This window comes from Ideonella sp. BN130291 (assembly GCF_036231905.1).
In the GTDB taxonomy this organism is placed as follows: Bacteria; Pseudomonadota; Gammaproteobacteria; order Burkholderiales; family Burkholderiaceae_C; genus CAMLIZ01.
This window is the reverse complement of record NZ_JAZARE010000002.1, coordinates 281256-307565: the sequence shown is the minus strand read 5'-3', so window position 1 is coordinate 307565 and position 26310 is coordinate 281256. Positions and strand designations below refer to the sequence as shown.

25 protein-coding genes are annotated in these 26310 nt (G+C 69.0%); 17 read left to right on the top strand and 8 right to left on the bottom strand.

All coding sequences use genetic code 11. From position 1 onward, the window contains the following. The first annotated feature begins 197 nt into the window (after positions 1-197). From VPH43_RS04740 to ntrC, 10 genes are all read left to right on the top strand, one after another. Positions 198-1010 (top strand): TIGR00266 family protein, encoded by an 813-nt coding sequence (locus VPH43_RS04740; protein ID WP_328576505.1) that lies wholly within the window; start codon positions 198-200, stop codon positions 1008-1010. Positions 1011-1176: 166 nt separating this feature from the next. Next, positions 1177-2097 (top strand): YncE family protein, encoded by a 921-nt coding sequence (locus tag VPH43_RS04735; RefSeq protein ID WP_328576837.1) that lies wholly within the window; start codon positions 1177-1179, stop codon positions 2095-2097. Beyond that, complete coding sequence (locus VPH43_RS04730; RefSeq protein WP_328576504.1) at positions 2081-2884, top strand: polysaccharide deacetylase family protein; 804 nt, start codon at positions 2081-2083, stop codon at positions 2882-2884. Before VPH43_RS04735 ends, VPH43_RS04730 begins: the two co-directional genes overlap by 17 nt. Before the next feature lie 6 nt (positions 2885-2890). Further along, the gene (locus VPH43_RS04725; protein WP_328576503.1) at positions 2891-3853 is read left to right on the top strand and encodes a sterol desaturase family protein; all 963 of its coding nucleotides are present in this window, start codon (positions 2891-2893) and stop codon (positions 3851-3853) included. Between the two features lie 26 nt (positions 3854-3879). Beyond that, positions 3880-4752 carry an EI24 domain-containing protein gene (locus VPH43_RS04720; RefSeq protein WP_328576502.1) on the top strand — a complete coding sequence of 291 codons (873 nt, stop codon included), beginning with the start codon at positions 3880-3882 and terminating at the stop codon, positions 4750-4752. After that, positions 4749-5543, top strand: coding sequence for a competence/damage-inducible protein A (locus VPH43_RS04715; RefSeq protein WP_328576501.1), 795 nt, complete (start codon positions 4749-4751; stop codon positions 5541-5543). The genes VPH43_RS04720 and VPH43_RS04715 overlap by 4 nt, the downstream gene beginning before the upstream one ends. 211 nt (positions 5544-5754) lie before the next feature. Continuing rightward, complete coding sequence (glnA, locus tag VPH43_RS04710; RefSeq protein ID WP_328576500.1) at positions 5755-7170, top strand: type I glutamate--ammonia ligase; 1416 nt, start codon at positions 5755-5757, stop codon at positions 7168-7170. 130 nt (positions 7171-7300) lie between these two features. Beyond that, positions 7301-7801: a hypothetical protein gene (locus tag VPH43_RS04705; RefSeq protein WP_328576499.1), complete on the top strand. Its 501-nt coding sequence runs from the start codon at positions 7301-7303 to the stop codon at positions 7799-7801. A 95-nt stretch (positions 7802-7896) separates the two neighbouring features. Further along, complete coding sequence (gene glnL, locus VPH43_RS04700; RefSeq protein WP_328576836.1) at positions 7897-8922, top strand: nitrogen regulation protein NR(II); 1026 nt, start codon at positions 7897-7899, stop codon at positions 8920-8922. A gap of 44 nt (positions 8923-8966) precedes the next feature. Continuing rightward, positions 8967-10487, top strand: coding sequence for a nitrogen regulation protein NR(I) (gene ntrC / locus VPH43_RS04695; RefSeq protein ID WP_328576498.1), 1521 nt, complete (start codon positions 8967-8969; stop codon positions 10485-10487). A gap of 26 nt (positions 10488-10513) precedes the next feature. On the opposite strand, the gene VPH43_RS04690 is transcribed toward ntrC, so the two are convergent. Genes VPH43_RS04690 through VPH43_RS04670 form a run of 5 tightly spaced genes read right to left on the bottom strand, consistent with a single transcriptional unit; the run spans position 10514 to position 13910 of the window. Beyond that, positions 10514-11278, bottom strand: a complete 765-nt coding sequence (locus tag VPH43_RS04690; RefSeq protein WP_328576497.1) for an exodeoxyribonuclease III — start codon at positions 11276-11278, stop codon at positions 10514-10516. 10 nt (positions 11279-11288) lie between these two features. Next, the gene (locus VPH43_RS04685; protein ID WP_328576496.1) at positions 11289-11867 is read right to left on the bottom strand and encodes a DUF4337 domain-containing protein; all 579 of its coding nucleotides are present in this window, start codon (positions 11865-11867) and stop codon (positions 11289-11291) included. Positions 11868-11878: 11 nt separating this feature from the next. After that, positions 11879-12370, bottom strand: a complete 492-nt coding sequence (locus VPH43_RS04680) for a dihydrofolate reductase (RefSeq protein WP_328576495.1) — start codon at positions 12368-12370, stop codon at positions 11879-11881. Positions 12371-12386: 16 nt separating this feature from the next. Beyond that, positions 12387-13205 carry a thymidylate synthase gene (locus VPH43_RS04675; protein WP_328576494.1) on the bottom strand — a complete coding sequence of 273 codons (819 nt, stop codon included), beginning with the start codon at positions 13203-13205 and terminating at the stop codon, positions 12387-12389. Positions 13206-13244: 39 nt separating this feature from the next. Further along, on the bottom strand, positions 13245-13910 hold the full coding sequence (locus tag VPH43_RS04670) for an OmpA family protein (protein WP_328576493.1): 666 nt from the start codon (positions 13908-13910) through the stop codon (positions 13245-13247). A gap of 160 nt (positions 13911-14070) precedes the next feature. Between VPH43_RS04670 and VPH43_RS04665 the strand changes: the two genes are divergently transcribed. Then, positions 14071-14622 (top strand): MgtC/SapB family protein, encoded by a 552-nt coding sequence (locus VPH43_RS04665; RefSeq protein WP_328576492.1) that lies wholly within the window; start codon positions 14071-14073, stop codon positions 14620-14622. On the opposite strand, the gene VPH43_RS04660 is transcribed toward VPH43_RS04665, so the two are convergent. Genes VPH43_RS04660 through VPH43_RS04650 form a run of 3 tightly spaced genes read right to left on the bottom strand, consistent with a single transcriptional unit; the run spans position 14555 to position 17557 of the window. Then, positions 14555-16378, bottom strand: a complete 1824-nt coding sequence (locus VPH43_RS04660) for an ABC transporter transmembrane domain-containing protein (RefSeq protein ID WP_442909202.1) — start codon at positions 16376-16378, stop codon at positions 14555-14557. The genes VPH43_RS04665 and VPH43_RS04660 overlap by 68 nt on opposite strands. A gap of 53 nt (positions 16379-16431) precedes the next feature. Continuing rightward, a complete protein-coding gene (locus VPH43_RS04655) occupies positions 16432-16653 on the bottom strand; it encodes a hypothetical protein (protein ID WP_328576491.1) in 222 nt (73 codons plus the stop codon). 13 nt (positions 16654-16666) lie between these two features. Beyond that, on the bottom strand, positions 16667-17557 hold the full coding sequence (locus VPH43_RS04650; protein ID WP_328576490.1) for an SPFH domain-containing protein: 891 nt from the start codon (positions 17555-17557) through the stop codon (positions 16667-16669). A gap of 107 nt (positions 17558-17664) precedes the next feature. Here VPH43_RS04650 and VPH43_RS04645 point away from each other — a divergent pair, with 107 nt between their 5' ends. From VPH43_RS04645 to VPH43_RS04620, 6 genes are all read left to right on the top strand, one after another. After that, entirely contained in the window at positions 17665-18486 is an 822-nt protein-coding gene (locus VPH43_RS04645; RefSeq protein WP_328576489.1) for a GGDEF domain-containing protein, read from the top strand. A gap of 61 nt (positions 18487-18547) precedes the next feature. After that, on the top strand, positions 18548-19045 hold the full coding sequence (locus VPH43_RS04640; RefSeq protein WP_328576488.1) for a MarR family winged helix-turn-helix transcriptional regulator: 498 nt from the start codon (positions 18548-18550) through the stop codon (positions 19043-19045). Positions 19046-19098: 53 nt separating this feature from the next. After that, entirely contained in the window at positions 19099-20580 is a 1482-nt protein-coding gene (locus tag VPH43_RS04635) for an efflux transporter outer membrane subunit (protein ID WP_328576487.1), read from the top strand. A gap of 35 nt (positions 20581-20615) precedes the next feature. Next, positions 20616-21980, top strand: a complete 1365-nt coding sequence (locus tag VPH43_RS04630) for an efflux RND transporter periplasmic adaptor subunit (protein WP_328576486.1) — start codon at positions 20616-20618, stop codon at positions 21978-21980. After that, positions 21981-23546 carry a DHA2 family efflux MFS transporter permease subunit gene (locus VPH43_RS04625; protein WP_328576485.1) on the top strand — a complete coding sequence of 522 codons (1566 nt, stop codon included), beginning with the start codon at positions 21981-21983 and terminating at the stop codon, positions 23544-23546. Between the two features lie 117 nt (positions 23547-23663). After that, entirely contained in the window at positions 23664-26270 is a 2607-nt protein-coding gene (locus VPH43_RS04620) for a hybrid sensor histidine kinase/response regulator (protein WP_328576484.1), read from the top strand. Positions 26271-26310 lie beyond the last annotated feature (40 nt).

Here is a 26310-nt window from a genome sequence, read left to right as displayed (position 1 = left end):
GGGCGGGATCGGCGATTGTCCCGTGGGGCTGGAAAGGCGCTGATCCCGGGAAAGCGGGTCGATTGCAACAAAATGATGCTTCTGCGAGCGTCTTGTCACCAGCAGTCACGCCGCCGTCGGTTTCGCGTCAGGCGTTCCGGTGGTGCCCTGGCCTTTGGTTACCATCGCCGCCGTTTACATATTCAGTGGAGCGCGAAATGGCAATGGACGTGGTCGACTACGAGATCAAGGGCGCAGAAATGCAGTTCGTGGAGGTCGAGCTCGACCCCGGCGAGGCAGCGGTCGGCGAGGCGGGCAGCATGATGTTCATGGACGCCGGCATCTCGATGGACACCATCTTCGGCGACGGCTCGCAGAGCCAGGGCGGCTTCTTCGGCAAGCTGATGGGCGCGGGCAAGCGCCTGCTCACCGGCGAATCGCTGTTCACCACCATCTACACCAACCAGGCCAGCACCAAGCTGCGCATCGCGTTTGCGGCACCGTACCCCGGCAAGATCATGCCGATGGACCTGAGCAAGCTGGGCGGCATGCTCATCTGCCAGAAGGACGCCTTCCTCTGCGCGGCCCGCGGCGTGTCGCTCGGCATCCACTTCCAGCAGAAGATGTCGGTCGGTTTCTTCGGCGGCGAGGGCTTCGTGATGCAGAAGCTCGAAGGCGACGGCCTGGCCTTCGTGCACGCCGGCGGCACCGTGCTCAAGCGCGAGCTGCAACCCGGCCAGACCTTGATGGTGGACACCGGCTGCCTGGTGGCCTACACGCCCAACGTCAACTTCGAGATCCAGTACGTCGGCAAGGTGAAGACCGCGCTGTTCGGCGGCGAGGGCCTGTTCTTCGCCAAGGTCACCGGCCCGGGCACGGTGTGGCTGCAGAGCCTGCCGTTCTCGCGCCTGGCGTCGCGGGTGTTTGCCGCGGCCCCGCAGAACGGCGGCCGCAAGGAAGAAGGCTCGTTGCTGGGCGGCTTTGGCGCCGGCGGGCTTCTGGGCGGCGTGCTGGGTGGCGACGACGAATGAACTTTGGAGCCTGGTTTCGATCAGGCTTTTCGGTCGATCGAACGACCACCCCGCCGCCTACACTTACCGCCCTGATCCCCCCAGGGCCACCCTCTTGAAGCTCCCTTCCCGCCTGATCGGCGCGTGCCTGCTGGCCGCGCTTCCCGTGTTTGCGGCCGCAGCGCCGATGCGGCCCGTGTTTGTGCTCAATTCGCTCGATGCCTCGGTGAGCGTGATCGACGCGCAGACCTATACGGAGCTGCGCCGCATCCCGACGGGCAAGGAGCCGCATCACCTGTACCTCACGCCGGACGAGAAGTCGCTGCTGGTGGCCAACGCGCTGAGCGATTCGCTGCTCTTCATCGACCCGGCCACCGGCGAGGTGCAGCGCACGCTCACCAAGATCGTCGATCCGTACCAGCTGCGCTTCTCGCCGGACATGAAGTGGTTCGTCACCACCGCCAACCGGCTGAACCACATCGACATCTACCGCTGGGTGCCGGCCAACGCCGCCGAGCCGCTGCAGCTGGTCAAGCGCATCTCGGCCGGCAAGACGCCCAGCCACCTCACCATCGACAGCAAGAGCAGCACCGTCTACTCCTCGCTGCAGGACAGCGACCAGCTGATCGCGATCGACATCGCCACCCAGACGCCGAAGTGGACCGTGCCCACAGGCAAGATGCCGGCCGATGTGTGGCTCACGGCCGATGACAAGCACCTGTTCGTCGGCCTTACCGGCGACGAGTTCGTCGAGGTGTACGACGTCAGCGGCGCCATGCCCAGCCTGGTCAAGCGCATCAAGACCGGTGCGGGCGCCCACGCCTTCCGCGGCATGGGCGACAAGCGCCACATCTTCGTGAGCAACCGGGTCGCCAACACCATCAGCCTGGTGGACACGCAGGCCATGGCCGTGGTGGCCAACTACCCGGCGCCGGGCGGCCCGGACTGCATGGACCTGATGAGCGACGGCAAGACGCTGCTGGTCACGTCGCGCTGGGCGCGCAAGCTCACCGTGATCGACATCCAGCAGAAGAAGGTGGTGCAGCAGGTCAAGGTGGGCCGCTCGCCGCATGGCGTGTGGACGCTGGACCATGCGGCGCGCCAGTAGCCTGCTCGTCCTGACGGTTGCGGCTGGCGCGAGCGCGGTCGCTGCCGGCCTGCAGCCGGGCGCGGCTTCCGCCTCCCGGTCGGCCTCCTGCAAGCCGGTCTACCTGACCTTCGACACCGGCCACATGGGCGTCGCGTCCCTGATCGCCGAGGTGCTGCAGCGCCAGCAGGTCAAGGCCACCTTCTTTCTCGCCAACGAGCCCACGCAGACCGGCGGCACCAGCCTCGACGAGCAATGGGCGCCCTGGTGGAAGGCCCGCGCTGCCGAAGGCCACGCCTTCGGCTCCCACACCTGGGACCATGATGTGCTGCTGGCCGACACCCGCGCCGGCTTCCGCATGAAAGCCACCGCGCTGCCCGGCGCACCGGTGGCCACGCTCACCGTCGCGCAGTACTGCGAGCAGCTGCGCAAGCCGGCCGAGCGCTTCCAGGCCATGACCGGCCAGGCGATGCTTCCCTTGTTCCGGGCCCCCGCGGGCAGGACCTCGCCTGCGCTGCTGGCGGCCGCCCGCCAGTGCGGTTTCAGCCATGTGGGCTGGGCGCCTGCCGGCTTCCTGGGCGATGAGCTGCCGAGCGAGCGCTACCCCAACGACGAGCTGCTGAAAAAGGCCCTGCGCGACGTCCGTGCGGGCGACATCCTGGTGGCGCACCTGGGCATCTGGTCGCGCAAGGACCCTTGGGCGCCCGCCGACCTGGAGCCGCTGATCGTGGGCCTGAAGCAGCGGGGCTTCTGCTTCGCCACCCTGCGCGAGCATCCGCAGTACACCGGCCTCGCAGCCGCGCGTTGAGCCCCCATGATGCCGACCCTGATCGATGGATTCGACCAGCTCCAGCAGCTGGTGTACGAACACCTGCTGCAGCCGCTGATGTTCCAGCTCGGCCTGGGCAACCTGCTGGAAGACGGTTTTGCCGCCACCGGCTGGCTGCTTGCCGGCGTGGTGCAGGTGATCATCATGGTGACCGTGTTCGCTGCGCTGGAACGCTGGAAGCCGGTGGAGCACGTCACTGACCGCAAGGCCGTGCGGGTGGATGTGCTCTACACGCTGATCCACCGGCTCGGTGTGTTTCGCTTGGCCTTGTTCCTCACGGTGGACCCGCTGTGGGATGAACTCATCGGCTCCCTGCGTGTGCACGGCCTGCCCACGTTCCAGCTCGACCAGCTCTGGCCCGGTGTCACCGATGCGGCGCTGGTGAGCTTCGTGCTCTACCTGGTGCTGTTCGACTTCATCGACTACTGGGTGCACCGCGCCCAGCATCAGTTCCACTGGTGGTGGCAGCTGCATGCGCTGCATCACAGCCAGCGCCAGATGACGCTGTGGAGCGACGACCGCAACCACCTGCTGGATGACCTGCTGCGCGACAGCCTGATGGTGCTGCTGGCGCTGCTGGTGGGCATCGCCCCCGGGCAGTTCGTGGCCGTGGTGGCCTGCACACGCCTGCTGGAGAGCCTGTCGCATGCGAATGCCCGTCTGTCCTTCGGCAAGCTGGGGCGGGTGTTGGTGAGCCCATGTTTCCACCGCCTGCACCACAGCATCGGCATCGGCCATGAGTCGGCCGGCAAGGGCACGCTGGGCGGCTGCAACTTCGCGGTGCTGTTCCCGGTATGGGACCGGTTGTTCGGCACCGCCAACTTCGAACGCCGCTATGAACCCACGGGCATCCGCGACCAGCTGGCGGAAGAAGGCGGGCGCGACTACGGCCGCGGCTTCTGGGCCCAGCAGTGGCTGGGCGTGATGCGGCTGCTCGGGCGCGCCTGACGCCCCGGCGCGCTATCCTGCGCGCCATGAAAGAACTGCTGGATGCCTTCTGGCGCGCGGTGGCGTATTGCCTGCATCCGCGGGTGATCATGTTGTCGCTGCTGCCCTTGATCATCGCGGGCGGCACCGCCTGGCTGCTGGGCTGGCTGTTCTGGGAAACGGCCATCGACGCGGTCAGCGCTGCGCTGCAGAGCTGGTCCCTCACCGCGGCCTTCCTGCAGTGGCTGCAGGCGATTGGCGCGGGCGGGTTTCGCAACGTGCTGCCGCTGCTGATCGTGGTGGCGCTCGCGTTGCCCGTGGTGGTGGTGTTCTCGCTGCTGCTGGTGGCGCTGCTGATGACGCCCGCGCTCACCCGGCTGGTGGCGGTGCGCCGCTTTCCCCAGCTGGAGCAGCGGCACGGCGGCAGCTGGTGGAGCAGCGTGTTCTGGTCGCTGGGCTGCACGGTGGTGGCGCTGGTGGCGCTGCTCGTGAGCATCCCGCTGTGGTTCGTGCCGCCGCTGGTGCTGATCGTGCCGCCGCTCATCTGGGGCTGGCTCACCTACCGGGTGATGACCTTCGACGTGCTGGGCGACCACGCCAGCAGCGACGAACGCCGGCGCCTGCTGCGCGCGCATCGCTGGCCGCTGCTGGGCATCGGCGTGGTCACCGGCTACCTCGGCGCAGCGCCCTCCTTGCTGTGGGCCATGAGCGCGGCCACGCTCATCTTTGCGCCACTGCTCATCGTGGCGTCGGTGTGGCTCTACACCCTGGTGTTCGCCTTCTCGGGCCTGTGGTTCGCGCACTATGCCCTGGCCGCCCTGCAGCGCCTGCGCGAGGCCGACAAGGTGGTGGAGCTGGCGCCCGCGCAGGCCGCCCCCGCCTCTTCCATCGAACCACCCCTGCTGCCCCCCGCCCTATGAACATCGGCCTCATCATCATCGGCGACGAGATCCTCTCCGGAAAGCGCCAGGACAAGCACCTGCCCAAGGTGATCGAGCTGCTGGCCGCCCGTGGCCTGGCGCTGGCCTGGGCGCGCTACGTGGGCGACGAGCGCGAGCGCATCACCGCCACGCTGCACGACGCCTTCGCCAGCGGTGACGTGGTGTTCTCCTGCGGCGGCATCGGCGCCACGCCGGACGACCACACCCGCCAGTGCGCCGCGGCCGCCCTCGGCCGGCCGCTGGTGCTGCACGAAGGCGCGAAGGCGCTGATCCTCGAGCGCATGCGCGACGTGGCAGCCGAACAGGGCCTGCCCTACGAACCGGACCGGGACGACAACGTGCACCGCTTGAACATGGGCGTGTTCCCGCAGGGCGCCGAGCTGATCCCCAACCCCTACAACAAGATCCCCGGCTTCTCGGTGGAGCAGGTGTACTTCGTGCCCGGCTTCCCGGTGATGGCCCACCCGATGATCGAGTGGGTGCTGGACCAGCGCCTGGCCGACCTGCACGGGCAGCATCGCCAGGCCGAACGTTCGGTGATCGTGTTCGGCGCGATGGAGGCCACACTCACGCCGCTGATGGAGGCCATCGAAGCGCGCTTCGCAACGGTCAAGGTGTTCAGCCTGCCGAGCGTGGACCATCCGCAGTGGGGCCGCCACATCGAACTGGGCGTGAAGGGCGCGGGGGGCGACGTGCCGGCGGCCTACCAGATGCTGCGCGACGGCCTGGCGCAGGCGGGTGCCAGCTGCGGCCCCGAGATGGTGCGGTAGAGGGCACCATTGCGGTGCTCTGGGTGGCACCGCAGTGGTGCGAAGTGGCCTCGGCAGGCCGCACCGCCAAGGCGCAAGCGGCCTATTTGTTGGCACGCGTTCTGCTACATTCCAGTGCGCTTTTTTGGGGGCCTCCAGTCGCTCCTGCGAGAGCCAATCCACCTCTGTATCCCCCCATCCCACAGCAAGCGTCCCCGCTAGGAGATTTTTGATGGCCAAGACCGTCGCCGACGTGATGAGCCTGGTGAAGGAAGCCGAAGTCAAGTTCGTTGACTTCCGCTTCACCGACACCCGCGGCAAGGAACAGCACGTCACCGTGCCGATCTCGCATTTCGATGAAGATAAGTTCACGTCGGGCCATGCGTTCGACGGCTCCTCGATCGCCGGCTGGAAGGGCATCGAGGCCTCCGACATGCTGCTGATGCCGGACCCGAACACCGCCAACATCGACCCGTTCTTCGAAGAGCCGACGCTGTTCCTCAGCTGCGACGTCATCGAGCCGGGCGACGGCAAGCCCTATGAGCGCGACCCGCGTTCGCTGGCCAAGCGCGCCGAGGCCTACCTCAAGAGCTCCGGCATGGGCGACACCGCCTTCTTCGGCCCGGAGCCCGAGTTCTTCATCTTCGACAGCGTGCGCTGGAACGCCGGCCCGTCGGGCAGCTTCGTCGAGATTGAAGCCGAAGAGGCCCCCTGGGCCAGCGGCGACAAGCGCGAAGGCGGCAACATGGGCCACCGTCCGGGCGTCAAGGGCGGCTACTTCCCCGTGCCGCCGGTCGACAGCTTCCAGGACATGCGCTCGGAGATGTGCCTGATCCTCGAATCGCTGGGCATCCCGGTCGAAGTGCATCACCATGAAGTGGCCTCGCCGGGCCAGAACGAGCTGGGCACCAAGTTCAGCACGCTGGTGGAGCGGGCCGACTGGTTGCAGGTGCAGAAGTACGTGATCCACAACGTGGCCCACGCCTACGGCAAGACGGCCACCTTCATGCCCAAGCCGATCGTCGGCGACAACGGCTCCGGCATGCACGTGCACCAGTCGGTCTGGAAGGACGGCAAGAACCTGTTCGCCGGTGACGGCTACGGCGGCCTGAGCGAGTTCGCGCTGTATTACATCGGCGGCATCATCAAGCACGCCCGCGCGCTCAACGCGATCACCAACCCGACCACCAACAGCTACAAGCGCCTGGTGCCCGGCTTCGAAGCCCCGGTGAAGCTGGCCTACAGCTCGCGCAACCGTTCGGCGTCCATCCGCATCCCGTACGTGGCCAACCCCAAGGGCCGCCGCATCGAAGCCCGCTTCCCGGACCCGATGTGCAACCCGTACCTCGGCTTCTCGGCCCTGCTGATGGCCGGCCTGGACGGCGTGGAGAACAAGATCCATCCGGGCGAAGCCGCCACCAAGGACCTGTACCACCTGCCGCCGGAAGAGGACGCGAAGATCCCGACCGTGTGCCACAGCCTCGACCAGGCGCTGGAGTACCTGGACAAGGACCGTGCGTTCCTCACGAAGGGCGGCGTGTTCACCGATGCTTACCTGGACGCCTACATCGAGCTGAAGATGCAGGAAGTGACCCGCTTCCGCATGACCACGCACCCGATCGAATTCGACATGTACTACAGCCTCTGATCGGCTCCCGATCAGGCTTGGAAGGGACGGCGCAGGCCGTCCCTTTTTCTTTGGCCCTGCGACACAATGCACCCCATTGGGTCGTCCGCGGGACGGCCGCACGCGTTGGAACCGTATGGAAATCGCTGGCATGAAGTGGGCTGAACGTTGGGCTGTCGCCCTGCTGCTGGGCGGCATCGGGTCGTCGGCCTTCGCTGAGGGCGCCACCGTCTATCGTTGCCCGGGGCCGCCCATCCTCTACACGGATGCGATCTCGGCCGCCGAGGCCAAGCAGCGCAACTGCCGCACGATCGAGGGCGCGCCCATCACCGTGATGCAGTCGCCCAAGGGCAGCGGCAAGCCGGCCCCGGTGGCCTCGTCCGGCCCGCGCAACAGCGAGGCCCGGGTGGACCCCAAGGAACAGCAGGCACGTGACAACGACGCGCGCCGCATCCTCGAAGCGGAACTCCGCCGTGAAGAGGAGCGCCTGGCGCAGCTGCAGAAGGACTACAACGGCGGCGAGCCCGAACGCCAGGGCAACGAGCAGAACTACGCCAAGTACCAGGAGCGGGTGGCCGCGATGAAGGCCTCCATCACCCGCAAGGAAGCGGACATCGCGGCCATCAAGCGCGAGCTCGCCAAGCTGCCCTGAAGCGGGCGCCCCGATCGCGTCCGCCGACTGCCGTGAACCTCACCGAGCCCGCGCCGGGTTGGCCTGGCGGCGAAGCCTTCGACCTGCTGGCCACCATGGTGGCGATGGTGCGGCCCGACGGCGAATGCCTGTTCGCGAACGCCGCGTTCGAGAACGTGCTGGGCCTGTCGCGCCGGAGCATCCTGCGCGGGCGCCTGGGTGACTGGTTCGTCGAATCCGACAAGCTCGACGAGACGCTGAACGCGGTGTCGCGCAATGACTTCGCCACCGGCCGCTTCGACGGCCAGCTCAAGCGACCGGCCGGCCAGCACCCCGAGCTGCTGCCGGTGCACGTCATCGTGAACCAGACCGATTCACCCGACCGGGTGGTGGTCGAGATGATCGAGATCGAGCAGCAGACCCGGCAGGACCGCGAGGAGCGCACCCTGGGGCAGGTGCAGGCCACCAAGGAGCTGATTCGCAACCTCGCGCACGAGATCAAGAACCCGCTGGGCGGCATCCGCGGCGCCGCGCAGCTGCTGGGCATGGAGCTGGGCGGTTCGCGCGAGCTCACCGAATACACCAACGTGATCGTGCAGGAGGCCGACCGCCTGCAGGCGCTGGTGGACCGCCTGCTGGCACCGCACCGCCGCCCGCATGTGGTGAGCGACGTGAACATCCACGAGGTCTGCGAACGTGTGCGCTCGTTGATCCTCGCAGAGTTCCCGCGTGGGCTGGCGGTGGTGCGCGACTACGACATCTCGATCCCCGAGTTCCGTGGCGATCGTGAACAGCTGATCCAGGCGGTGCTCAACATCGCGCACAACGCGGCCCAGGCCCTGGCCGAGCGCATTGCCGCGTCCAGCGCCGAACTGATCCTGCGCACGCGCATCGCGCGCCAGGTCACCCTGGGCAAGCAGCGTTGGCGACTGGCATTGGAATTGCATATTCAGGACAACGGCCCGGGCGTTCCGGAGTCCATCCGCGATCGGATCTTCTATCCCCTGGTGTCGGGGCGTGAGGGCGGGTCGGGCCTGGGGCTCACGCTGGCGCAGACCTTCGTGCAGCAACACCAGGGCACGATCGAATGCGACAGCGAACCTGGCCGGACCGTGTTCAAGATCGTGATTCCGCTGCCCTAGCGCAACCGCACTGGGCCACAGCCAGCCGAGGACCCAAGGCCTGCATGAAACCCATCTGGATCGTTGACGACGACCAATCCATCCGCTTCGTGCTCGAGAAGGCGCTGGCGCGCGAGCAGTTTGCGGTGCGCAGCTTCGCCAACCCGCGCGAGGTGCTGCTCGCGCTCGATGACGACGAGCCCCAGGTGCTGGTGAGCGACATCCGCATGCCCGGTGGATCGGGCACCGACCTGCTGGTCAAGGTGAAGGCGCGCCTGCCAGGCCTGCCGGTGATCATCATGACCGCGTACTCGGACCTGGACAGCGCGGTGGCGGCGTTCCAGGGCGGAGCTTTCGAGTACCTGCCCAAGCCCTTCGACGTGACCAAGGCGGTGGAGCTGATCCGCCGTGCTGTGGAGGAGAGCCTGCGCGAGGAGGTGCGCGACGGCGCCCAGGCCGAGATGCCGGAGATGCTGGGCCAGGCGCCCGCCATGCAGGACGTGTTCCGTGCGATCGGCCGGCTCTCTCAGAGCAACGTCACCGTGCTCATCACCGGCGAAAGCGGCTCGGGCAAGGAGCTGGTGGCACGCGCGCTGCACAAGCACAGCCCGCGTGCGGCCGGGCCCTTCGTGGCGATCAACACCGCGGCGATCCCCAAGGACCTGCTGGAGAGCGAGCTGTTCGGCCATGAGCGCGGCGCCTTCACCGGCGCGCAGACCATGCGGCGCGGCCGTTTCGAGCAGGCCGATGGCGGCACCCTGTTCCTGGACGAGATCGGCGACATGCCGTTCGACCTGCAGACGCGGCTGTTGCGCGTGCTGAGCGACGGCCAGTTCTATCGGGTGGGCGGGCACCAGCCGCTCAAGAGCAATGTGCGCGTGATCGCCGCCACCCACCAGAACCTGGAAGAGCGGGTGCGCCAGGGTGTGTTCCGCGAGGACCTGTTCCACCGCCTCAACGTGATCCGCCTGCGCCTGCCGGCCCTGCGCGAGCGGCGCGAGGACATTCCCACCCTCACGCGCTTCTTCCTGCAGAAGAGTGCCAAGGAGCTGGGCGTGGAAGCCAAGCGCATCACCGATGCCGCGCTGGACCGGCTGATGGGCTTCGACTTTCCCGGCAACGTGCGCCAGCTGGAGAACGTGTGCCATTGGCTCACGGTGATGGCGCCGGCGCAGGTGGTGGAGCCCAAGGACCTGCCGCCGGAGTTCCTGGGAGAGGCGGGCGCGGTGCGCCATGACGCCGCGGGCGGCGGCGCCGTGCCGGCGACAACGGCGGGCGACGCGCTGAGTTATTCGGCCCTGGTGCCCACTGCGGTGCCGACTGGCGCGCAGGGTGCAGCGCCGGTGCCAGCCACCTCGTCCAGCGGCAGCAGCCACTGGCTGGCCGACCTGGAACGCGAGGCGCGCGGCCTGCTGGAAGCCGGCGTGCCCGAGGTGTGGGACACGCTCACACGCAAGTTCGAAGGCCAGCTCATCCACACTGCGCTGGACATCACCCGGGGCCGCCGCATCGAAGCGGCGCAGAAGCTGGGCATCGGGCGCAACACCATCACCCGAAAGATCCAGGAGCTGGGGCTGGACGACTGATCAGGCGCGCAAGCCGGCGGTGCGCACTACGCGATCTCGACCACCACCGGCGCGTGGTCGCTGGGCCGCTCGTTCTTGCGCGGCAGCCTGTCGATGCTGCAGCTGCGCACCTGCGGCCGCAACGCGTCGCTGACCAGGATGTGGTCGATGCGCAGGCCCTCGTTCTTGCGGAAGGCCAGCATGCGGTAGTCCCACCAGCTGAACACGCGCGGCGGCTGCTCGAAGAGGCGGAAGCTGTCGTGCAGGCCCAGGCCCACCAGCGCGCGGAAGTGCGCGCGCTCTTCGTCGGTGCAGTGGATGTGGCCAGCCCAGGCGACGGGGTCGCACACGTCGGCATCCTCGGGCGCGATGTTGAAGTCGCCCATCAGCGCCAGCTGCGGATGCTGTGCCAGCTCGCCGGCCAGCCACTCGCGCAGGCTTTGCAACCAGCGCATCTTGTAGGCGAACTTGTCCGAGCCGGGCGCCTGCCCGTTGGGGAAGTAGCCGCACACCAGGCGCAGGCTGCCCAGGCTGGCGGCGATCACGCGCGCGTGGTCGTCGTCGAAGCCGGGTATGTTCTTCACCACGGCGGTCAGCGGCTGCAGGCTCAGCAGCGCCACGCCGTTGTAGGTTTTCTGGCCGTGGAACACCGCGTTGTAGCCGGCCTCCTGCAACTCGGCGAGCGGGAACTTGTCGTCGGTGAGCTTCAGCTCCTGCAGCGCCAGCACGTCGGGCCGCGCGCTGGCCAGCCACTGCAGCACCTGGGGCAGGCGCACGCCCAGGGAGTTGATGTTCCAGGTGGCGAGTTTCATCGGTATGCGGCTACCAATGCAGCAGCGCCGCGCCGCCCAGCAGCACACCCAGCCCGGCCACGCCGAACATGCCCCACTCCAGCCACTTGCGCCGGGTGAGCAGGGCAATCGCGGCCAGCGCGATGGAGATCTGCAAGGCGGTGGTGGCCTGGGCCCAGCGGTGATGCAGGTGCATCTGCGCTTCCGACTGCTTGTCCCAGTTGATGCTCTCGGCTTCCAGCGCCTCGGCCTTGGTCTTAATCGCGTTCTTCTCGCTTTCGTAGCGGTCCACCTTGGCCTGGTAGGTCGCCTTGCGCTCGTCGGCCGAGAGGTCACGCACCTGTTCGGCCAGCGCCTGCTTGGTGCTCTTGGCCTGGAAGTAATTCCACTGGTTGGAGGCTTCCGTCTTCTTGATGGCGGCGTTGTTCTTGTACAGGCCGGCATTCGCCTGGGTCGCGCCGCCCATGTAGGAGAAGAGCGCGCCCACCGTGGCCAGGATGGCGGTCATCACGGCGATCTGCCCGGAGAAGGAATCCTTGGTGCCATGCTGGGCGGCATGTTCGAGTTCGTGGTCGTGCGGACCGTGCACGTGGAAACCGTGGCCGGACATGGAAGCTCCCTCTAGCGTTGTCGTTGGTAGGTGACGAAGTCATAGCGCAAGCCGTCGTCGGTGACGCGGCGCTCGCGCTCGGTCTCGAAGAACTGCGACCGGTATTCGGGAAAGAAGGTGTCTGCGCCGGCGACTTCGGCGTCCACCTCGGTCATCACAAGCTCGTCCGCGAGCGGCAGGGCCAGCGCGTAGAGCTCGCCGCCGCCGATGACACACACCTTGGGCACATCGCCGGCCAGCTTGAGTGCCTTGTCCAGCGAGGCGGCACGCTCGGCGCCGTCGGCCTGCCACTGCGCATTGCGGGTGACCACGATGTTGCGCCGCCCGGGCAGGGGCCGGAAGCGTGCGGGCAGCGAGTCCCAGGTCTTGCGACCCATCACGACCGGATGGCCCAGGGTTTCGCGCCGGAAGCGCCGCTGGTCCTCGGCGATGCGGAACAGCAGGTCGTTGCCCTTGCCGATGGCGCGGTCACGGGCCACGGCTGCAACGAGCACAAGCGCCATCACATCAGCACCAACGTCATACCGCCACCGGCGCCTTGATCGGCGGATGGCATTCGTAGTCCAGCACCTCGAAGTCCTCGTAGGCGTAGTCGAAGATCGATGCCGGCTTGCGCTTGATATGCAGCCGCGGGTAGGGGAAGGGCGCACGGGCGAGCTGCGTGCGCACCTGCTCGAAGTGGTTGTTGTAGATGTGGCAGTCGCCGCCGGTCCAGATGAAGTCGCCCACCTGCAGGTCGCACTGCTGCGCCAGCATGTGGGTGAGCAGCGCGTAACTGGCGATGTTGAACGGCACGCCGAGGAAGATGTCGGCGCTGCGCTGGTAGAGCTGGCAGCTCAGGCGCCCTTCGGCCACGTAGAGCTGGAAGAAGGCGTGGCAGGGCATCAGCGCCATGGCGGCCAAGTCCGCCACGTTCCAGGCGCTCACGATGATGCGGCGCGAGTCGGGGTTGTGCTTCAGCTGGTCGACCACCTGGGCGATCTGGTCGATGTGGCCGCCATCGGGCGTGGGCCAGCTGCGCCACTGCACGCCGTACACCGGGCCGAGGTCGCCATCCGGCCGCGCCCATTCATCCCAGATGCTGACGCCGCGCTCCTGCAGCCACTTGACGTTGGAATCGCCGCGCAGGAACCACAACAGCTCCAGCACGATGGACTTCAGGTGCACCTTCTTGGTGGTGACGAGCGGGAAGCCCTCGTTCAGGTCGAAGCGCATCTGGTGGCCGAACACGCTGCGCGTGCCGGTGCCGGTGCGGTCGGTCTTTGAAACGCCATGCTCGAACACATGGCGCATGAAGTCTTCGTACTGGCTGCGCACCGGGCGCGAGGAGGCGGTCATGGCCCGATTTTACGGGCCGCCCCCTGCCGCCCGGCCGCTTTAGCCCTGGCGCTGTTCCGGCTCGCGCAGGAAGATTTCCACGCGGCGGTTGCGCGCGCGGCCGGCTTCGCTGTTGTTGTCGGCCACCGGCTCATGTTCGCCACGGCCGGCGGTCTCGATGCGGCTGCCGGGCACGCCGCGGTCTTCCAGGTAGCGGCGCACTGCGTTCGCGCGCTGCACCGACAGCGGATCGTTGATGGCATCGCTGCCGGTGTTGTCGGTGTGGCCGATCACGCGCACATGGATGGTGTTGTCCAGGCCCTGGGCAAACTGGTCGAGCACGCGGCGCATCTCGGGCTTGAGGTCGGCCCGGCCGGTGTCGAACGAGATGTCGCTGGGCACGTTCACCTTGAGCTGGTTGTCCTGGGTGCGTGCCACGTCGATGCCGGTGCCCTGGGTGGCCTTTTCCATCGCCGCACGCTTGTCTTCCATGCGCTTGGACCACAGGTTGCCGGCGATCGCACCCACCACGCCACCGATGGCCGCGCTCTGGCCGGTCTTGCCGCCGGTGGTCTTGCCGATCACGGCGCCGGCTGCGGCGCCCACGCCAGCGCCCACGGCAGTGCCTTTCTGGCGCTCGCTCATGTCGGCACAGCCGGCGGCGGCCAGGGCGATGGCCAGGGTGGTGGCAGCGGCCACGGGACGGGTGAAGGCAACGACGTTCATGTGAATCTCCTTGTGGTCAAAGGCCGGCCGGTGACGGCAGCGGCGCTTCGCCGAGTCTGTGGTGGTGACGGTCGCGCGTCTGTCGGGCTGGCGCGCCCGGGCATGTCGGTGTCGTCCGACACGCGGCACCTTCTTTGCCAAGTGCTCACCAGGAGCTTTCATGGACGACATCCTCCAGGCCGTGGGCCACGAGTTTTCCGACATCGCCGACGCACGCCAGGCCGTGCTCGTGAGCGTGCGCCTGCTGGTGGCCGTGTTGCTGGGCGGCGTGCTCGGCTACGAGCGGGAGCTGCGCGGCGCACCGGCAGGCCTGCGCACGCACATGCTGGTGGCGCTCGGCTCGGCCCTGTTCGTGCTGGTGCCTGAACAGGCGGGCGTGTCGCCAGCGGACCTGACCCGCGTGCTGCAGGGTGTGGTGTCCGGTATCGGCTTCCTGGGCGCCGGCGCGATCCTCAAGCTGGACCATGAGCGCAATGTGCAGGGCCTCACCACGGCTGCCAGCATCTGGGCCACCGCCGCCATCGGCATCGCTGCCGGCCTGGGGCGCGAGCTCACCGCCACCCTGGCGACCGTGCTGGCCCTGGTGATCCTCACCGTGCTGCGCTGGTTCGAGCAGCGCCGCGGCGCGAGCGAGGAGGCCGCGCTCACGCCGCCGGCTGAAGCTCGAACTGCATCGCCGCCAGCCGCGCATACAGGCCGCCCGCCGCGCTGAGCTCGGCATGCGTGCCACTTTCGACGATGCCGCCGTGGTCCATCACCACGATGCGGTCGGCGCGCTGCACGGTGGCCAGGCGGTGCGCGATGACCAGCGTGGTGCGGTCCTTCATCGCCGCTTCCAGTGCGGCCTGCACCATGCGTTCGCTCTCCGCGTCCAGCGCGCTGGTGGCTTCGTCCAGCAGCAGCAGCGGTGGGTTCTTGAGCATGGCGCGCGCGATGCTGATGCGCTGGCGCTGGCCGCCTGACAGGCGCACGCCGCGTTCGCCGAGGAAGGTGTTGTAGCCCTCGGGCAGGGCGCTGATGAAGTCGTGCGCAAATGCGGCGCGTGCCGCGGCCATCACGGCTTCGTCGCTGGCTTCGGGCTTGCCGTAGCGGATGTTCTCCATCGCGCTGGTGGAAAACACCACGCTGTCCTGCGGCACGATGCCCACGCGTGCACGCAGCGTGTTCAGGGCCAGCTCCTGCACCGGCACGCCGTCGATCGCCACCTGGCCAGACTGCGCATCGTAGAAACGCAGCAGCAGGTGGAAGACGGTGCTCTTGCCGGCGCCGCTGGGGCCAACCAGCGCCACGGTTTCTCCTGGTGCGACCTGCAGGCTGAAGTCGCGCAGGGCGGGATGCTGGGGCCGCGATGGATAGTGGAACTGCACCGCCTCCAGCGTGACGGTGGAGCCCCCCTGCACGGCGGGCAGCGCGCGCGGCCGCGCGGGCGAGGCCACCGGCGAGCGCGCGCCGAGGAGCTCCATCAGGCGCTCGGTGGCGCCAGCCGCCCGCAGCACATCGCCATACACCTCCGACAGCACCGCCACCGAGCTCACCAGCAGCACCACATACACCACGGTCTCGCCCAGGTGGCCGGCGCTGATCTGGCCTTTCATCACCGCCTGGGTGCCCTGGTACAGGCCCCACAGCAGGGCGCCGAAGGTGGCGGTGATGATGAAGGCCACCAGCATGGAGCGCACGCGGGTGCGCTTGCGTGCGGTCTCGAACGCCGCTTCGGTGGCGCGCGCAAAACGGTCGGCCTCACGCTGCTCCTGCGTGTAGCTCTGCACCACCGGAATCGCATTCAGCACCTCGGCCGCGATGGCGCTCGAATCGGCCACCCGGTCCTGGCTGGCGCGGCTCAGGCCGCGCACGCGGCGCCCGAAGTACAAGGACGGCAGCACCACCAGCACCAGGATGCCCAGCACCTGCGTCATCACATACGGGTTGGTGATGATCAGCATGGCGAGGGCACCCAGGCCCATCACGCTGTTGCGCAGGCCCATCGACAGGCTGGAGCCCACGACCGTCTGCACCAGCGTGGTGTCGGTGGTCAGGCGCGACAGCACCTCGCCGGTCTGCGTGGTCTCGAAGAATTCCGGGCTCTGCTCCACCACGTGCGCATACACCGCGCTGCGCAGGTCGGCGGTGATGCGTTCGCCCAGCCAGGTGACGCTGTAGAAACGCAGCGCCGAAAACACGCCCAGCGCCGCACCCACGCCGAACAAGGCCATGAAGTGCTCGCGCAGCGCCATCACACGCTGGCCGGGATCGGTGGCCACCAGCCCCTGGTCGATCAGCGAACGCAGCGCCACCGGAAAGGCCAGCGTGCTCAGCGCTGCCATCACCAGGAACAGCAGCGCCAGCGCGATGCGGCCGCGATAGGGGCGCAGGAACGGCAGCAGGCCCGACAAGGCGCGCGGCGACGCCTTGGCAGGCGCGGTGCTGGCCGGCATGCCGGGCGAGGGAAGGGTGGTGGACGCGGCCATCGCGGCAGTCTACGGCGGGCCGCTGCGGCAACGCGGCCGCGGCGGTGTGCGGGTCAACGCCGGGGCTTGTCGGGCGCCGGTGCGGGCGCCACCGGCCCAGCGTCAGCGTCCGGCGGAGCGGCGGGCGTGCGCCGGCGCCGTGCCAGGCCCTCGCGCAGCAGGTACTCCACCTGTGCGTTCACGCTGCGCAGTTCCTGCGCCGCCAGGCGCTCGAGCTCCGCCCACAGCGCCGGGTCGATGCGCAGCAGGAAGGCCTTCTTGCCGGGGCTTGCCATGCCGCAAGCTTCTTCAGGTGTAGAGCGTGCCGGTGTTGACGATGGGCTGGGTGTCCTTGTCCGAACACAGCACGACAAGCAGGTTGCTCACCATGGCCGCCTTGCGTTCGTCGTCCAGGTGCACCAGGTTGCGCTCCGACAGGCCCTTGAGCGCTTCCTCCACCATGGACACCGCGCCCTGCACGATCTTCTTGCGTGCGCTGATGATCGCTTCGGCCTGCTGGCGCCGCAGCATCACCTGGGCGATCTCCGGCGCATAGGCCAGGTGGGTGAGCTTGGCGTCCTGCACTTCCACGCCCGCGCCGGCAAAACGCGCCTGCAGCTCGCCCTTGAGCGCCACCACCACTTCGTCCATGCCGGCACGCAGGGTGGTCTCGCCGACGTCCAGGTCCTCGCCTTCGTCGTAGGCGTACAGCGAGGCGAGGTGGCGCAGCGCCGCCTCGGCCTGCACCCGCACGAAGGCCTCGAAGTCGTCCACCTCGAACAGGGCCTGCGCGGTGTCGCGCACCCGCCAGACCACCGCGGCGCTGATCTCCACCGGGTTGCCGCGTTTGTCGTTCACCTTCAGCGTGGGCGCGTTCAGGTTGCGCGAGCGCAGCGAGAGCTTGCGCTTGGTGAACAGCGGGTTCGCCCAGCGCAGCCCTTCGTTGCGGTCGCTGCCCTGGTAGCGGCCGAACAAGGTGAGGATGGCCGATTCGTTGGGCTGCAGCATGTACAGCCCCGCCATGCACAGCACGCCCAGCACGATGCACAAGGCGCCCAGGCCCGCGCCGGCCGCCCCGCCCGGATGGCTGCCCACAAGCGCCGCGCCCAGCAGCAAGGCAGCCAAGCCGAGCGCGCCCATCGCATAGCCGTTGGCGGAACGGAACGGTACTTCCTCTCGCAAGGGATTCTGGTGTGGCATGCCCGCCTCGTTTGAAATCAGAGTGATATCACTTTAGGCCCGCGGCCAATGCGCTGTCAACGCCCTTGTCGCGCGGTTTGTGTTGCAATCAGGGCGCAGGGCCCGTGATGAGATCCGATGCATCCCCTTCCTCCTGGTGGCGCTGGCTGAGCGGCCGGCTGCTGCGCCTGGGCGTGTGGCGGGTGAACGCGCTGCTCACCGTGGCGGCGGTGGCCCTGGCCGTGGGCGCCGTGCAAGGCGTGGTGGCACTGCTGGGCCGGGGGGAGTCCGTGCTGGCCGGCGTGGCGGCCGGCATCAGCTGCGCCGTGCTGGCGCCCTGGGTCAATGCCTTCGTGCTGCGCCTGCTGTTCGAGCTGGCCCAGGCGCGCGACGAGCTCGCCATCCGAGCCACCCAGGACGAACTCACCGGCGTGCACAACCGTCGCCACTTCATGGACCTGGCCGAGCGCGAGCTGGCGCGCTGCCGGCGCTACCAGACGGCCGGCGCCCTGCTGCTGGTGGACGCCGATCATTTCAAGCGCATCAACGACACCCACGGCCACATCTGCGGCGACGCGCTGCTGTGCGAGATCACGCGGGTGACGCTGGCGTCCCTGCGCCAGGCCGACCTGCTGGGCCGCTTTGGTGGCGAGGAGCTGATCGTCTTCCTGCCGCACACCGACCCGCTGGGCGCGCTGGACGTGGCCGACCGCATCCGCGAACGGGTGAGCGAGTTCAAGCTGGGCTGGCAGGGGCGCGAGGTGCAGGCCACGGTGAGCATCGGCGTGGCGGCGGTCGAGCCGGGCCATGCCTCGCTGGACGCGCTGATCCATGATGCGGACACGGCGTTGTTCGCCGCCAAGGAGGCCGGCCGCAACTGCGTGCGCGCCGCGCCCATCCAGCCTCGGCGCAGCGGCGAAACCCATCCTGTAAGCGCCCCTCGGCCCTGACAAGCCTGCTGGAGCAAAGGCAGCCTTGACATTGTTTGCCCGGGCAAGTATATTTCTTGCCATGGCACGTATCCCCCCTCCCGCTGACCTGTACCGCCCTGGCGCCTATTGCGCCGAGGACAGCGTGGCCTACCTCATGAAGCGGGTGCTCGCCTCCTTCATCCAGCAGGCCGAGCTGCAGCTGGAACCTCACGACCTCACCCATGCGCAGTGGATGCCGCTGTTCAAGCTGCGCCAGGCCAAGCGCATGGCCGTGGCCGAGATGGCGCGCGAGCTGCAGATGGACGCCGGCGCCACCACCCGCCTTCTTGATCGCCTGGAGAAAAAGGGCTTGTGCAAGCGGGTGCGCTCCACCGAAGACCGCCGTGTCGTGATGCTCGAGCTCACCCCGGAGGGGGAGGCCGCCGCAGCGCTCGTGCCCGGCGTGCTGACCGACGTGCTGAATGCCCATCTGTCGGGTTTCTCCAAGACCGAGTGGCAGGCGCTGATGTCCTACCTGCGCCGCATGCTGGAAAACGGAGAGGCGCTGCGACAGGGGGCCATGGCCACCGCCGATTGAGCGGTTTGTCTTGCCGAAATAGTTGCCTAAGCAGAAACAGCCCTAACAAATTTATGGACAACTTGCACCGCCTCACCGTCCCGCGCCGCCCGTCCGGCCTGGCGCTGACCACCTTCACCGCCATTGCGGCCATCGCCATGGCGGCCACCCTGCTGCTCGCCGGCTGTGCCAGCCCGGGCGACGTGCACCCGCAATCAAAGCCGGTCGTGCCGGCTGCCGTCGGTCTGGACGGCGGCGGCACTGCGCCCGCGCTGGCGCAGGCCTGGTGGCAGGACTTCAAGGATCCCCAGCTTGACCAGCTGGTGCAGCGCGCCCTCAGCGACAACCCCTCGCTGAAGTCCGCACAGGTGCGGGTGCAGCGCGCCCAGGCCCTGGTGGCTGGCGCACAGGCGGCCGAGCTGCCGCAGGTGAACGGCAGCTTCGAAGGCACGCGCCAGCGCTACCCCGAGCATGGCCTGTTCCCGCCGCCGCTGGCGGGCTCGATGCAGACGAGTGCCACCCTGCAGGCCGGCGCTTCCTGGGAGATCGACTTTTTCGGCCGCCACCTCGCTGCGCTGGAGGCGGCGCTGGGCGCCCAGCGTGCCGCCGAGGCCGACGCCCAGGCGGCGCGCGTGCTGCTGGCGGCCAATGTCAGCCGCGCCTACGTGCAGTTGGCGCGCCTGCAGGAGCAGCGTGCCGTGAGCGAGCGTGCACTGGCGCAGCGGGCCGACATCCTGGCGCTGATCCGCCAGCGGGTGCAGGCCGGCATCGACACCAACGTGGAGCTGCGCCAGGGCGAGGGCGCCTTGCCCGAACTGCGGCAGCAGCTCGCCGCGCTTGACGAACAGGCGGCGTTGACGCGCCACGCGCTCGCCGCGCTGACAGCGCAGCCGCCGCAGGCGCTGGATGGGCTCGCCCCTCGGCTGCAGGCGGTGCAGGCCGTGCCGCTGCCGGCCAGTGTGCCGGCCGACCTCTTGGGCCGGCGTGCCGACATCGAAGCCGCGCGCCAGCGCATCGAAGCCGCGACGCAGGACCTGCAGGCCGCACGCGCGCAGTTCTATCCCAGCGTCAACCTGGTCGCTTTCGCCGGCTTCAGCGCCATCGGCCTGGACCGGCTGATCGAGACCGGCAGCCGCCAGTACGGTGTGGGCCCGGCGATCCACCTGCCGATCTTCGATGCCGGCCGGCTGCGCGCCAACTACCGCGGCAAGGCCGCCGACCTGGACGCCGCCGTCGAGGCCTACAACGGCGCCGTGCTGGAGGCGGTGCGCGACGTGGCCGACCAGATCAGCTCGCTGCAATCCATCGCGCGCCAGCAGCAGGAGCAGGCCAGCGCACAGGCCGCCGCCGAAAGCGCCTATGAGCTGGCGACGCAGCGCTACAAGGCCGGCCTCGGGCCCTACCTCACGGTGCTGATCGCCGAATCCAACGTGCTGGCGCAGCGCCGCGCCGCCGCCGACCTGAAAGCGCGGGCGCTGGACAGCCAGGTGGCCTTGATGCGCGCCTTGGGTGGCGGCTACACCGCCCCGGCCCAGCAGCTGGCCCAGGCGCACTGAACAACGAACACGAACGAACAGAGGACCTCTTCACCATGGACGCTCAATCCACCCCCGCCGCTCCCGCAGCCGCCGCAGGCAATCCCAAGCGCAAGAAGGCCCTGGCTGCCGTGGCGGGCCTGGTCGTCGCCGGTGGCGCCGCCTACGGCGCCTACTACGCGCTGGTGCTCAACCACTACGAAAGCACCGACAACGCCTATGTGCAGGCCAACGTGGTGCAGATCACGCCGCAGGTTGGCGGCACGGTGCTGAGCATCGGCGCCGACGACACCGACTTCGTCAAGGCCGGCCAGTCGCTGGTGCGCCTGGACCCGGCCGACGCGCAGGTGGCGCTGGACCAGGCCGAGGCCCAGCTGGCGCAGACGGTGCGCGAGGTGCGCACCCTGTTCGTCAACAACTCGACCCTGAAAGCGCAGATCTCCGCCCGCCAGGCCGACGTCGCCCGGGCCCAGGCCGACGTGGCCAAGGCGCAGGACGACGTCAACCGGCGCGCGCCGCTGGTGGCCACCGGCGCGGTGGGCAAGGAGGAGTTCAACCACGTCACCGCGCAGCTGGCCGCGGCCAGGAGCGCTTTGGCGGCCGCCCAATCGGCGGTGGTGGCGGCGCAGGAGCAACTGGCCTCCAACCAATCGCTCACCGACAACACCAGCGTGGAGCAGCATCCCAACGTGCAGCGTGCCGCCGCACGTGTGCGCGAAGCCTACCTGGCGCTCAAGCGCGCCGACCTGCCGGCGCCGGTGAACGGGTACGTGGCCAAGCGCAGCGTGCAGGTCGGCCAGCGCGTGCAGCCGGGCGCCCCGTTGATGACGGTAGTGGCGCTGGACCAGGTGTGGGTCGACGCGAACTTCAAGGAAAGCCAGCTGCGCAAGCTGCGCATCGGCCAGCCGGCCACCCTGGTGGCCGACGTGTACGGCAAGAAGGTGGAATACCACGGTGCCGTGGCCGGCCTGGGCGCGGGCACCGGTGCGGCGTTTGCGCTGCTGCCGGCGCAGAACGCCACTGGCAACTGGATCAAGGTGGTGCAGCGCGTGCCGGTGCGCATCGCGCTCAATCCGGAAGAAGTGGCGGCGCATCCGCTGCGCGTGGGCCTGTCCATGGACGCCAGGGTGGACGTGAGCCACACCGACGGCAAGGCCCTGGCCGACGCGCCGCGCCGGGAGGCGGTGGCGCAGACGGCGGTGTTCGACCGCATCAACCGCGACGCCGAAGGCGAGGTGCGCAAGATCATCGCGGCCAACCTGGGGCATGCGCCGCGCGTGGCCTCGGCGTCCGCGCCGGCCGCCAAGGCGGCCACGGTGGCGCCGGCCGACCAGGCCTCCGCCTCTGTAGCCGCGCCCCCGGCGACGGGTCCCGTCGCGCTGGCCACGGCCGGCGTGTTGGCCACCTCGCTGAGCAAGTAAATGGCCGGCCCCGCTGCCGCCGCGGAGCATCCGCCGCTGCAGGGCACCGCGCTGGTGCTCGGCACGGTGGCGCTCTCGCTCGCCACCTTCATGAACGTGCTGGACACCTCGATCGCCAACGTGTCGCTGCCCGCGATCGCCGGCGACCTGGGCGTCAGCCCCAACCAGGGCACCTGGGTGATCACCAGCTTCGGTGTCGCCAACGCGATCTCGGTGCCGCTCACCGGCTGGCTGACCATGCGCTTCGGCGCGGTCAAGCTGTTCACCACGAGCGTGCTGCTGTTCGTGCTGACCAGCTGGCTGTGCGGCTTTGCGCCCTCGCTCGAATGGCTGATCGCCTTCCGCGTGATGCAGGGCCTGGTGGCCGGGCCGATGATCCCGCTGTCGCAGACGCTGCTGATGGCGAGTTATCCACGCGCCAAGGCCGGCATGGCATTGGCGATGTGGTCCATGACCACGCTGGTGGCGCCGGTGGCCGGGCCCTTGCTCGGTGGCTACATCACCGACAACGTGTCCTGGCCCTGGATCTTCTACATCAACATCCCGGTGGGCCTGGGCGCCGCGGCGGTCACCTGGTTCATCTACCGCAAGCGTGAATCGCCCACCCGCAAGCTGCCGATCGACGGCATCGGGCTGGCGCTGCTGGTCACCTGGGTGGGCTCGCTGCAGATCATGCTGGACAAGGGCAAGGAGCTCGACTGGTTCCATTCCGGCCAGATCGTGCTGCTGGCGGTGACCGCGCTGGTGGGCTTCCTGTTCTTCCTGGCGTGGGAGCTGACCGAAAAGCACCCGATCGTGGACCTGCGCCTGTTTGCGCGCCGCAACTTCGCCTTCGGCTCGGTGACGCTGGCGCTGGCCTACTGCCTGTTCTTCGGCAACATCGTGCTGCTGCCGCTGTGGCTGCAGCAGTACATGGGCTACACCGCCACCGCCGCCGGCATGGCGCTGGCGCCGGTGGGCGTGCTGGCCATCCTGCTGTCGCCGCTGGTGGGCAAGAACGTGTCGCGCATCGACCCGCGCCTGCTCACCACGGTGTCCTTCGTGGTGTTCGCGATCGTGCTCTACATGCGCTCGGGCTTCACGCCGCAGGCCGACCAGTGGAGCATCCTGTGGCCCACCATCGTGCAGGGTGCGGCGGTGGCGTTCTTCTTCATCCCGCTGATGAGCATCACCATGTCGGGGCTCACGCCGGACCGCATCGCCGCCGCCTCTGGCCTGTCGAACTTTGCCCGTATCACGGCAGGCGCGTTCGGCACCTCGATCGCCACCACGGTGTGGGACGATCGCGCCACCCTGCACCATGTGCACATGGTGGAGAACCTGGGGAACAACACCGCCACCGGCCCCTTGGGCGATGCCTGGTCGCGCCTCAGCGCTGCCGGTTTCAGCCCGGAGCAGATCGCGGCGCAGCTCAACCGCATGATCGACCAGCAGGCGTTCACGCGGGCGGCCGACGACGTGTTCTTCGCCTCCGCCTTCCTGTTCGTGCTCCTGATCGGCCTGATCTGGTTCGCCCGGCCGGTGAAAGCGGGCGGCCCCGCGGCCGACGCAGGAGGCGCTCACTGACGCAGCCGCTGGCGCCGTTAGACTGCCGTCGGCGACCGGCCAACCGGTCACGACACCACACGAGACGCTGCGGCAGAAGGCGCCATGGGGACACCGAAAGCGGGGCGGCAGGGGAGCATGCGCTTGGCCGTCGCCTACGCGGCGGCGGTGCTGCTGAGCCTGCTCGCCCTGGCGTTGCGGCCGTTCATCGGAGCGCGCCTGGGCGCCGATCCGGCCCTGGTGCTGGCCTTGCCTGCTGTGGTGGCGCCGGCCTGGATCGGCGGCTTCGGCCCGGGCGCGCTGGCAGTGCTGCTGGTGATGGCGGGCCGGACTGCCAGCGCCTGGCTCAGTGGCGCCGGGGTGATGGACGAGATCTCGGTCCTGCGGGCCCTGATCGCGGTGCCCACCGCCCTGGTGGTGTGTGCCGCCTTCGAGCAGGTGCACCGCGCGCGCCGTCGTGCGGAAGCCCGGGCGGAGGACGCTGAGCACGCCGCGCTGGCCACCGAGCGCCTGGCCGCCGCCCAGCAGCGCATGCAGCGCCTGGTGGACAGCTCCGCGGTGGCCATCGCCTTTTCCGGCGGCGGCGTGATCACGGAGGCCAATGACGCCTTCCTCGCCTTGATGGGTTACAGCCGCGCGGACCTGCAGGGCGGCCGCATCAGCCAGGCGACGCTGATCCCCGAGGAGGAGCGGCCGGTGTACGCGATGGCGCGCCAGGAGCTCGACGAAACCGGCCGCAACGGGCCCTTCCACGCCCGGCTGAAGCGGCCCGATGGCATCCTGGTGGACGTGATCACCAGTGCCGGCCGGCTGGGCGACAACGACTACTGCATTTTTTTCACCGACATCACCGCGCTCACGCGTGCCGAGAACGCACTGCGCACCAGCGAGCAGCGCTTCCGCTCGCTGGTCAATGCCACCGCCTCCATCGTGTGGACCGCCGGCCCGCAACGCGAGTTCATCACCGACCAGCCCTCCTGGGCCGAGTTCACCGGCCAGACCCGCGAGCAGTACCTCGGGTTCGGCTGGCTCGAGGCCATGCATCCGGAGGACCGCGCCGGCGTGATGGCGGGCTGGGAGGAGGCGCGGCGCCTGCAGCAACCGTTCCGTGGCCGTTCCCGCCTGTGGCACCAGCCCACCGGCGGCTACCGCCGCGTGACCGCGCGCGCCAGCCCGGTGATGCGCGATGGCCGCATCGTCGAGTGGGTGGGCATGGTGTTCGACGTGGAAGAGGGCGAGCAGGTGTCCGAGCAGCTGCGCGAAGCCAGCGCACGCCTGCAGCTGCTGCTGGAAAGCACGCCACTGGGGGTGATCGAGTTCGACGGTGAGCTGCACATCACCCGCTGGGCCGGCCAGGCGGAGGCCATCTTCGGCTGGGCCGCGGGCGAGGCGGTGGGCCGGCATGCGCGCGACCTGGGCTGGGCGCTGCCCGAGGAGGAGATCGGGCCGGCGACGCTGCGCGAGCTGCTGCGCGGGGAACGCCCACGCGCCAGCTTCCGCATCCGCAACCGGCGCAAGGACGGCAGGGTGATCCATGCGGAGTGGAGCATCTCCGCGGTGCGCCGGCCCGAGCAGCCGCGCGCGGCCGCCCTGCTGGCGCTGGTGCTGGACGTGAGCGAGCGCGAGCAGGCGCTGGACTCCTTGCGCCAGGCCGACCGCCAGAAGGACAACTTCATCGCCACCCTGGCGCACGAGCTGCGCAACCCGCTGGCCCCGATTGCCAATGGCGCGCGCCTGCTCAGCCTGAAGCCCGGTGACCCGCGCACGGTGGCCTGGTCGGCGGCGGCGATCGAGCGCCAGGTGCGGCAACTCACGCGCCTGCTGGACGACCTGCTCGACGTGTCGCGCATTTCACGCAACACCCTGCAGCTGCAGCGCCAGCGCCTGCGCCTGCAGGAGGCGATCGACCTGGCGGTGGAGCAGGTGCGGCCGTTCTTCGATGCCCAGGGACATCGCCTGGAGCTGAACGTGGAACCCCAGCCGCTTGAACTGCTGGGCGACCTGGCACGGCTGACCCAGGTGTTCGCCAATTTGCTGCACAACGCGGCCAAGTACACGCCGGAACCCGGCCTGGTGACGCTGTCAGCGGGCCGCCAGGGAGACCACCTGGTGGTGAGCGTGCAGGACACTGGCCTGGGCATCCCGCCGCAGGAGCAGCAGCGGGTGTTCGAGATGTTCTCCCAGGCCCACACCACCTTGCGCCATGCCCAGCCGGGCCTGGGCATCGGCCTGGCCCTGGTGCGCGGCATCGTCGAGATCCATGGCGGCACGGTGCGGGTGGACAGCGCCGGCGCCGGGCAGGGCAGCCGCTTCACGGTGGAGCTGCCTGCGCTCGCCCCGGCCGACGAGCCCGCGGCCGCGCAGGGCGCGGACGACCCGCTGGCCGGCCTGGCGGGCCACCGCGTGCTGGTGGTGGACGACAACACCGACAGCGCCGACAGCATCGCGGCGCTGCTCACCCAGTGCGGCAGCACCGTGCGCAGCTGCTACGGCGGCCAGGCCGCGCTGGACATCGGCCCGGATTTCCAGCCCTCGGTGGTGCTGATGGACATCGGCATGCCCGGCATGGACGGCCTGCGCGCCGCCACCCTGATGCGTGAAACCGCCTGGGGCCGCGCCGCCTTGCTGGTGGCGATGACCGGTTACGGCCAGCCCGAAGACCGCCGCAAGGCCCTGCAGGCCGGTTTCGACCACCATCTCACCAAGCCGGTGGACCTGGACGCGCTGGTGCGTTGCCTGGGCTAGCCGGGCACGCTGTGTGCCGCGCTAGGAACCGTCCCCCGTA